Raw genomic sequence first — 9,174 nt, 5'->3', positions numbered from 1 at the left:
GACGACCACTACCTGCTGCAGTGCCTGCGCTACATCGAGCTCAACCCGGTACGCGCGGCAATCACTGACGACCCGGCCCACTACCCCTGGTCCTCCTGCCAGAGCCACCTCGGCCTGCGCCCGGGCAACCGGCTGGCCCATCACCCCACCTGGCTGGCCAGTGGCAGCAGCCCGGCCGAACGCGCCCAGTGGTGGCGCATCTTCCTGCGCGAAGCCATCAGCGACGACGAATTGACCGCCATCCGCACCACCCTGCAGCAACAACGCACCCTCGGCACCACCGCCTTCCAGGCCATGGTCCAGGCCAAGACCCACCGCTTTGCCGGCACCCACCCCGCCCATCGACCACCCAGCAAAAAGGCCAGGCCACCCGAGTGAACCTGACCTCATTGCCACCTGCCCCGCCAAGCAGCCCCGGTAAGTGCACCTGACCCCGTTAGCCTGATCGACACGCAGAGCGCTGGCGGTACCACCGTCAGTCCTGCGGGTTTCAAGCTCCTGCAGCTCTCCTCCAATGACGCCATAGCTGCGCGTTCGCGGGTTCTCGACATTCACTGGAACGCCGTCCACCACGCGAGCGCCTGCATTGGCAATGGGGTGATGTGTAACGAGCCCTTCGAAGTCCTCCACAGGGCGATTGCCTAGCCTCGCACTATGCAACTGCTGCAACCGGTACGGAGCTGTCGCGTGAGCATTGGTTCCCGTGTCTTGCTGCACCATGTGATCTCTCCTTGATCGTGACACCTCTTAGACTCAACTTCCAAGTGCAACGCCCCCATATCGGGCCGTTGCCATGTCCAGAACCTATCAACACCTGAGCCCTGAAGAACGGGCCGTAATCATGATCGAGCGCCAGAACGGCAGCAGTTTGCGAGCGATCGGTCTGCGCCTTGGGCGTTCGGCAGCCACTGTTTCGCGAGAGCTCCGGCGCTGCGATCAAGCTGCGTACAACGCCAGCCAGGCCGCTCTCAGCTATCGCCGACGCCGCAGCCGTTGCAGACCAATGAAGCGGTTGGTGGCCGGAAGCAGGCTTTATCAATACGTCCACGATCACCTTGTCTACAGGCGCTGGTCACCGCAGCAGATTGCCGCCAAACTCCGCCAGATGCCTGAGTCCATCCGTCCTGGCCTTGTCAGCCACGAAACAATTTACGCGGCCATCTATGCCCAGCCACGCGGCGGACTCAAGCAGGCCATGGTGGAAGCGCTGCGGCAAGCCAAGCCGACGCGCGGCCCAGGCCGCAAGTCGGCCGCAGCCAAGACCTTCGTCCCGGAAGAGCCGAGCATCAAGCACCGTCCCGAGGAAATTGAGCAACGACTGCTGCCTGGCCACTGGGAAGGCGATCTGATCAAGGGCGCCTTCAACCGCTCGGCCGTGGGCGTATTGGTGGAGCGCAAGACACGCTTCGTCATCCTCTGCCGGATGGACGGCTGCACAGCAGCAGATGCACTGGAGGGCTTCAGCCGCCAGATAAAGAAACTGCCAGCCTTCCTACGTGAGAGCCTGACCTATGACCGCGGTAGCGAGTTGGCCTGTTTTGATGCCTTGAGCAAGCGGATAAACATGAATATCTGGTTCTGCGACCCGCATGCCCCTTGGCAGCGCGGCAGCAATGAGAACACCAATGGCCTGCTGCGCCAGTTCCTGCCAAAGGGGACGGATCTGTCAATAGCCAGTCAAACCCTGCTCAACGATATTGCACGCCTGCTCAATGGACGGCCACGTAAAACACTGGGCTGGAAAAGCCCGGAAGAAGCAATGGCCGAGGAACTGGCGAAATTCTCATCACCTTGTGTTGCACTTGAATCTTGAGACCGCCCAGTGCCTGGGGCGGCGCTATGTGCGCTACATCAATGACCGTTACTTCCGCACCGGCACCCTGTGGGAAGGCCGTTACAAGGCCTGCCTGGTCGGCGATGACGATTACCTGCTGACCTGCATGCGTTACATCGAGCTCAACCCGGTGCGCGCCGGGATGGTGGCCGACCCGGCCGACTATCCATGGTCCAGCCATCACGCCACCGCCCATGGCCGCGATGCCCACCTGCTGCAGCCGCATCGCAGCTGGCTGGCCTTCGAACATGACCCGATACAACGCCAGCAGCGCTGGCGCGCCTTCGTCATGGCAGGGATCACCCACGACGACCCAGACCCGCTACGCCTGTGCCTGCAACGCCAGCACCCCTACGGCAGCGACCGCTTCCGCGCCGCCATCGACGCCCAGCTCGGCCGCCGCTGCGGCCCCGCCAAGATCGGACGTCCCAAAAAGCAAAGGCCAGAGTGAAAGCGCACTCTGACCCCTGTTTTCTTGACCCCTGTTTTCTGGGCAACGACCGCTTCCGCAGCGCCATCGAAGCACAACTGGGCCGCAGCATCACCCCACGAAAAGCGGGAAGACCCAGAAAGCAGACTCAAGAAACATCAGTACCGGACAGCCCCACCCAGAAGCATATTTAATTCACTCTGACCCCTGTTTTTCCCCTGTTTTTCCGTCATGGCAGGTCACTCGACTGGAGACGACCGGCACGATACGCCAGCGGCGCGAAGCTCGCCGTGACAGCAGCCGCGAGCGGCCTGCCCTCTGGAAGAAATGTCCCTGACACCATTTCCCTATCGCCACACCGCTGACCTGCCCCGACCGGCGCCGCCTGATCACGCGGCAAATGTCCAGTCCTATCCAGTGTGCACCGCTTTGCCTAAGCTCGTCGGTCATTTCGTCAGGAGGCAGCATGGAAGTCAGGATTTTCAGTGGCCACGAGGTCGATATCGAGTCGTCGCCGAACGTGGTGGTCGGGCAAGTCGGAGCCACGGACGTGGACGCGCTGGGCGAAGCCGCCTGCACGGCCATCCTCGACAGCGTGCTGGCCCATCTGGATAGGACCCCGCTGCGCGCCGATGCACCGGTCCCTCATTGGACCTTCGCCTTGGTCGCGGATGGAGAACTGGCCGCGCTCGAACACGCGATCTACCAGCAGGCAGCCGCGTTTCCCGCGCTGCACGAGCGGATCCACGCACTGGTGCGGGCTACCGCCCAGGGGGCCGGTGGGCACCGCCCCTGGGCCGATGAAGAAACTCCCACCGGCGCGGCTGGCGCGACCGCGCTGGCGCTGCAGTCGCGGGACCGGATTCCTGCCTACCTCGACTACCTGCGCGAATGCGACCTCGACCACGAGGTGCTCCAGGCCGACGAGCTCGACGCCATCGTCCAGGCCCACGGCTGGAACGACGACACCATCACCCTGGTCGTGGCCCGACTCACCCATTGCTGCGGACAGCACGGCGAGGAACAGGTCGGCGCCTGGCTGGAGGAAGGCGGGCTGGACGAATACCTGGAAGCGGACAGCGGTCGCGCCGGGCTGCTCGCCGAGATGCGCCGGGCGCTCAGCCGCGCCCCGATCCCGGCCTGGGGTCGCCAGGACCGTGCGACCGGCGCCGTGGCTTGGACCGAAGACGGCCTTGAGCTTCAGCTCGAACTGCTGGGGCAACTGCTGGACGAGGAGGAGCTGGAGGCGATGCGCGAGCACGCCGTAGCTGCCGTGGGACTCGTCGACTGAGGCTTCGCCGACACCTGCCGGCGCTTCGCCAGGGAACAACTGATTTATTCATCCCGTTAAAAGCTTGTCGCTGATATAGAAAAGGCAGCCTATGGCTGCCTTTTCTTCACATCTACAAAAAAGAATCAAACCCCAACCGGGTTCGCCTTCTCCGGATCTATCCCGTACTGCTTGATCGCCCTCGCCACATCCTTGCCGGTCATCTTGCCTTCCTTCGCAAGGGCAGCAATCGCGGCATGGGCGATGTAGTAGCGGTCCACTTCGAAGAATCGGCGCAGGTTGGCACGGGTGTCCGAGCGGCCGAAGCCATCGGTGCCGAGCACGGTGTAGCTCATCGGCACAAACGCGCGGATCTGGTCGGCATAGGCGCGCACGTAGTCGGTGGCGGCAATGGCCGGCCCTTGGCGGCCTTCCAGCAGGGTGGTGACGTACGGCTTGCGCTGCTCGGCTTCCGGGTGGAGGCGGTTGTAGCGCTCCACGTCGAAGCCATCACGGCGCAGTTCGTTGAAGCTGGGGCAGCTCCAGATGTCGGCAGTGACACCGAAATCCTTGTCCAGCAGCTCGGCCGCGGCAATGGCCTCGCGCAGGATGGTGCCGCTGCCCAGCAGCTGCACGCGCAGCTCGCCCTTCTTCGGCTTGCCGGCATCGGTGAGCAGGTACATGCCCTTGATGATGCCCTCGGCCGCGCCTTCCGGCATGGCCGGGTGGGCGTAGTTCTCGTTCATCAGGGTGATGTAGTAGTACTCATCAACCTGGTCTTCCATCATCGCCTTCATGCCGTGCTGCATGACCACGGTGACTTCATAGCCGAAGGTCGGATCGTAGCTGCGCACGTTGGGGATGCCGCCGGCGACGATGTGGCTGAAGCCGTCCTCGTGCTGCAGGCCTTCGCCGTTGAGGGTGGTACGGCCGGCGGTGCCGCCGAGCAGGAAGCCACGGGTACGCATGTCCGCGGCCATCCAGGCCAGGTCGCCCACGCGCTGGAAGCCGAACATCGAGTAGTAGATGTAGAACGGCAGCATGGCCACGTTGGAGACCGAGTAGCTGGTACCGGCGGCCATCCACGAGGCAATCGCACCCGGCTCGCTGATGCCCTGCTGCAGCACCTGGCCGGCCTGGTCCTCGCGGTAGAACATCAGCTGGTCGGCATCGACCGGCTTGTACTTCTGGCCGAACGGGGCGTAGATGCCGATCTGGCGGAACAGGCCTTCCATGCCGAAGGTGCGCGCCTCGTCGGCCACGATCGGCACGATGCGCGGGCCGATGGCCTTGTCACGCAACGAGATGTTGAGCGTCTGCACGAAGGCCATGGTGGTGGAATAGGTGCGCTCGCCGGACTCTTTGAGCAGGCGCTCGTAGGTTTCCAGCTTGGGCGCGATGAAGGTTTCATCGCTCTTCTTCCGGCGCTGCGGCAGGAAGCCGCCCAGGGCCTTGCGGCGCTCGAGCAGGTACTGCACTTCCGGCGAATCCGGGCCCGGGTGGTAGAACGGCACCTGGCCGCCTTCCAGCTGGGCATCGGTGACCGGGATGTTGAAGCGGTCGCGGAAGTGGCGCACGGCCGCATCGTCGAGCTTCTTGGTCTGGTGGGTCGGGTTCAGTGCCTCACCGGCGCTGCCCATCCCGTAGCCCTTGACCGTCTTGGCCAGGATCACCGTCGGCATGCCCTTGGTGTTCACTGCCTGGTGGTAAGCCGCGTACACCTTGTGCGGGTCATGACCGCCGCGGTTCAGGCGCCAGATGTCGTCATCGGACAGGCCGGCCACCATCTCGCGAGTTTCGGCGTACTTGCCGAAGAAATGCTCGCGGGTGTAGGCACCGCCGAAGGCCTTGCAGTTCTGGTATTCGCCGTCGACGGTTTCCATCATCAGCTTCTTCAGCACGCCGTTGGTGTCCTTGGCCAGCAGCGCATCCCAGTAACCGCCCCACAGCAGCTTGATCACGTTCCAGCCGCCGCCACGGAACACACCTTCCAGTTCCTGGATGATCTTGCCGTTGCCGCGCACCGGGCCGTCCAGGCGCTGCAGGTTGCAGTTGACCACGAAGATCAGGTTGTCCAGGCCTTCGCGCCCGGCCAGCGCAATCGCGCCGAGGGTTTCCGGCTCGTCCGACTCACCGTCGCCGATGAAGCACCACACCTTGCGGTCGGATTTTTCGATCAGGCCGCGGTTTTCCAGGTACTTCATGAACTGCGCCTGGTAGATCGCCGCCAGCGGCCCCAGGCCCATCGACACGGTCGGGGTCTGCCAGAAGTCCGGCATCAGCCACGGGTGCGGGTAGGAGGACAGGCCGGCGCCGTCCACTTCCATGCGGTAGCCGTCCAGCTGGGCCTCGGTGATGCGGCCTTCCAGGAAGGCGCGGGCGTAGATGCCCGGCGCGCTGTGGCCCTGGATGAACAGCAGGTCGCCCGGGTGGTTCTCGCTGGGCGCACGCCAGAAGTGGTTGAAGCCCACGTCATACAGGGTGGCGCCAGAAGCAAAGCTGGCAATGTGGCCGCCGAGGTCACCGGGCTTGCGGTTGGCGCGCACCACGGTGGCCATCGCATTCCAGCGGATGATCGAGCGGATGCGCCATTCCAGGTCGGCATTTCCCGGGCTCTTGGCTTCCAGGTGCGGGGCAATGGTGTTGACGTACTCGGTGGTCGGCGAGAACGGCAGGTAGGCACCGTTGCGGCGGGTCAGCTCGACCATGCCCTCCAGCAACTGATGCGCGCGCTCGGCGCCGGCCACATCAATCACCGCCTTCATCGACTCGATCCACTCGGTGGTTTCCACCGGGTTCGGGTCGTTGTTCAACACCTCATTCAACCAGTTCATCGCTACTCCCAAGCTGCACGTGTGACACGTGCCAACGCCAAATGTATGTATCTGTTTTCAGCTGGCAAGTGTAGCGCAGGGGCATGACATTACCGATCAGAATCGTTGCTGCGCAGCAACAATACGCCACCCGTATGGACAGCCATTCCGCCCCACTGCAACGGCCCTGGACAGCGTCCGTTGGTCCGTAGACAGCGGGTCAGCGCATGCGGCAGGCGATGGCCCGGGCGGCAGACCCGGCCCACCCTCACGGGGATGCCGGCAAGCGCTGGCGGTCTTGCCGGGCTCAGCTTTTCGATATATCGTCTTCGCGTTTTCGATATATCGGAATAGCCATGCCCGTTCAGCCCCCGACTCCGCCTGCCAACCCACGCCCGCTGGGCCGTGGCGACCTGCGCTGGCTGCTGCTGTGGCTGCTGGGCCAGCGCGCGCAGCACGGCTATGAGCTGATCCAGCAGGTCGGGCAGATGTTCGCCGGCCGCTACAGCCCCAGCGCCGGCTCGGTCTACCCACTGCTGGCCGAGTTCGAGCAGCAGCAGTGGGCGCAGGCGCAAGCCGCCGAGGGCCGCAAGTGTTACCGCATCACCGCCGCCGGCCGCGCGCACCTGGCCGGCCACGACGAAGCGGTGCAGGCGGCCCTGCTGCGCGCCCGCCACAGCGCCCGCCAACTGGCCAAGCAGCAGCTGCCCGCCCCGCTGCGCCAGGCCATGTCCCAGTTGACCGGGCTACTGCTGCACCACCAAGGCCCATGGCCGGACGAGCAGGTGGCCGCCGCGGCTGCCCTGATCGAACAGGCGGCCCGCCTGCTGCAACCGGATGCCACGGCGCCGCGCTGACCTTTTCCGACCCTGCCAGCCAGCGGTGCTCACTCACTCCGCCAGCCCGGTCTTCCCGGCGCCCTGCGCCACGGTTCTTCACAGGTATTGCCATGACATCGCACCCCAGCACCCTGACCCGCCTGCCGGTGGCCTTCCGCCAGCTGCAGGTCATCCACAGCCAGCGCCTGACCCCGCAGATGCAGCGCATCACGCTGGGCGGCGAGGCCCTGGCCGGCTTTGCCAGCCCCGGCGCCGATGACCACGTCAAGCTGTTCTTTCCCAATGCCGAGGGTGCCTTCGTGCTGCCCGAGCTGACCGAACACGGCCCGCGCTACCCGCAAGGCGCCCTGCCCTCGCCGGCGCGTGATTACACCCCGCGCCATCACGATGCCGAAGCCGGGCAGCTGGTGATCGATTTCGTGGTCCACGGCGACGGCCCTGCCGCCCTCTGGGCGGTGCAGGCACAAGCGGGCGATGCCCTGGTGGTGGCCGGACCGCGCGGCTCGTTTGCCCCGGCCGATGACTTTGACGGCTACGTGCTGCTGGGCGATGAAACCGCGCTGCCGGCCATTGCCCGCTTCCTCGCCGAGCTGCCGGCACAGGCCGAGGTGCAGGCGTATATCGAGATCCCCGACCACGGTGACCGCCAGCCGCTGGAGCATGGCGACAACGTGCACATCCAGTGGCTGGAGCGAGGGGGCTACCCGGCCGCCAGCAGCCAGTTGCTGGAAGATGCCCTGACCGACATCGAGGAACCCGAGGGCGATGTTTTCTACTGGATTGCCTGCGAATCCGGGCGTGCCCGCTTGATGCGCAAGTTCCTGGAAGGCCACCGCCAGGTGCCCAAGGAGTGGATCCGCGCCACCGGTTACTGGAAGGCCGACCCGACCGCCGCCGACTGACCCCCGTTCTCGCGCCCGGAGACGCTCCCGTAACAGTGAGCATGGCCAGGTGGGAGCGGCGCCCGCCGCCAGGGATGACGGCCTGGCCGCCTTTCACGCCCGGGGGGCTCCCACAACAGTTACGCCCTCAAGGGCGGTGCGAGGCAGCCGGCAGACCCAAGCGCCAGGTCAGCCCCAGCATGGGCCCGGACAGGGCCACGTGCAGGCGCTTGCCCTTGTCGCGGTAGTCCAGCGGCTGGTGGCGGTAGCCCAGCGACACGAATACCTGCTCACTGGCCTGGTAATTGGCCAGGGCCAGCAGCTGCCAGGTGGCATCCGGCCCAGGCCGAATCCGCCGATATCGGCATCGGCCACGCTGCTCCAGCGCGGTGAAACCGCCTGCCGGCAGCCACCCCGGCGGCACAACGTCTGCCTCCATGTCCTTGACCTCCTGTCTGCGCCTGTCTGCCTGTGTCCTGCTGCCGCTGTCCCTGGCCGTCTGCCTGAGCCCCCCGGGCCCAACACCGTTGCCGGCGACGACCACTGCGGTGATGCCGGCTTGCAATGGGCCATCGGCCAGACTAACGACGAAACCACCGCCCGCCGGCTCAAGTAGGGAAGCGGGGCGGGCCTGCTCAACCCGATCGCCCCGACCACCATCGTCTCGCGGGAGCTGCGCCAGGACCGCCTGCGGGTGTTTGTCGATGCACACAACGTGATTACTGCCGTGCGCTGCGAGTGACCGCCCGCTGCAGCGCACCCGGCTGACAACAAAGGCCCGCCGTTTCCGGCGGGCCTTTGTCATTTCAGCCACGCAGGGCGTGGGCCGGTGCCCGGATTACTCGGCAGCGGTTTCCGCCGGGGCCTGGGTGGCCTCGGTGGTGATGCGCAGCTGCACTTCATCGCTGACGTTGGGCACATAGGCGCCAACGCCGAAATCGGTGCGCTTGATGGTGGTGGTGGCGTCAAAGCCGACCGCCGGCACCTTGGCCATCGGGTGCTCGCCGGCACCGTTGACGGTGACATCCAGCACCACCGGCTTGGTGATGTCCTTGATGGTCAGGTCACCGGTGACGGTGAGCTTGTTGGTGCCGGCCGCCTCGACCT

9 protein-coding genes are annotated in these 9,174 nt (G+C 65.3%); 6 read left to right on the top strand and 3 right to left on the bottom strand.

Features of this window, described 5'->3' with window-relative positions:
• Positions 1-12 precede the first annotated feature (12 nt).
• From ABB25_RS13315 to ABB25_RS13300, 4 genes are all read left to right on the top strand, one after another.
• A complete protein-coding gene (locus tag ABB25_RS13315; RefSeq protein WP_057667603.1) occupies positions 13-378 on the top strand; it encodes a hypothetical protein in 366 nt (121 codons plus the stop codon).
• 415 nt (positions 379-793) lie between these two features.
• Positions 794-1,813 carry an IS30 family transposase gene (locus ABB25_RS13310; protein ID WP_083488352.1) on the top strand — a complete coding sequence of 340 codons (1,020 nt, stop codon included), beginning with the start codon at positions 794-796 and terminating at the stop codon, positions 1,811-1,813.
• The gene (locus ABB25_RS14865) at positions 1,803-2,285 is read left to right on the top strand and encodes a hypothetical protein (protein ID WP_057667598.1); all 483 of its coding nucleotides are present in this window, start codon (positions 1,803-1,805) and stop codon (positions 2,283-2,285) included. The genes ABB25_RS13310 and ABB25_RS14865 overlap by 11 nt, the downstream gene beginning before the upstream one ends.
• Positions 2,286-2,730: 445 nt before the next feature.
• Complete coding sequence (locus ABB25_RS13300) at positions 2,731-3,555, top strand: hypothetical protein (protein WP_057667597.1); 825 nt, start codon at positions 2,731-2,733, stop codon at positions 3,553-3,555.
• 125 nt (positions 3,556-3,680) lie between these two features.
• On the opposite strand, the gene aceE is transcribed toward ABB25_RS13300, so the two are convergent.
• Entirely contained in the window at positions 3,681-6,368 is a 2,688-nt protein-coding gene (aceE, locus tag ABB25_RS13295; RefSeq protein ID WP_057667595.1) for a pyruvate dehydrogenase (acetyl-transferring), homodimeric type, read from the bottom strand.
• A 335-nt stretch (positions 6,369-6,703) separates the two neighbouring features.
• Here aceE and ABB25_RS13290 point away from each other — a divergent pair, with 335 nt between their 5' ends.
• Entirely contained in the window at positions 6,704-7,204 is a 501-nt protein-coding gene (locus ABB25_RS13290) for a PadR family transcriptional regulator (protein ID WP_057667593.1), read from the top strand.
• Between the two features lie 92 nt (positions 7,205-7,296).
• Complete coding sequence (locus tag ABB25_RS13285; protein ID WP_057667592.1) at positions 7,297-8,088, top strand: siderophore-interacting protein; 792 nt, start codon at positions 7,297-7,299, stop codon at positions 8,086-8,088.
• A gap of 127 nt (positions 8,089-8,215) precedes the next feature.
• On the opposite strand, the gene ABB25_RS13280 is transcribed toward ABB25_RS13285, so the two are convergent.
• The gene (locus ABB25_RS13280; protein ID WP_057667589.1) at positions 8,216-8,506 is read right to left on the bottom strand and encodes a hypothetical protein; all 291 of its coding nucleotides are present in this window, start codon (positions 8,504-8,506) and stop codon (positions 8,216-8,218) included.
• 399 nt (positions 8,507-8,905) lie between these two features.
• Positions 8,906-9,174, bottom strand: a 269-nt coding sequence (locus ABB25_RS13275) for a YceI family protein (RefSeq protein WP_211259327.1), incomplete at its 5' end; no start/stop codon positions are given.

This window comes from Stenotrophomonas koreensis (assembly GCF_001431525.1).
GTDB classification, from domain to species: Bacteria; Pseudomonadota; Gammaproteobacteria; order Xanthomonadales; family Xanthomonadaceae; genus Stenotrophomonas; species Stenotrophomonas koreensis.
The sequence above is the reverse complement of the archived record's forward strand: the minus strand, read 5'-3'. Positions and strand labels throughout refer to the sequence as shown.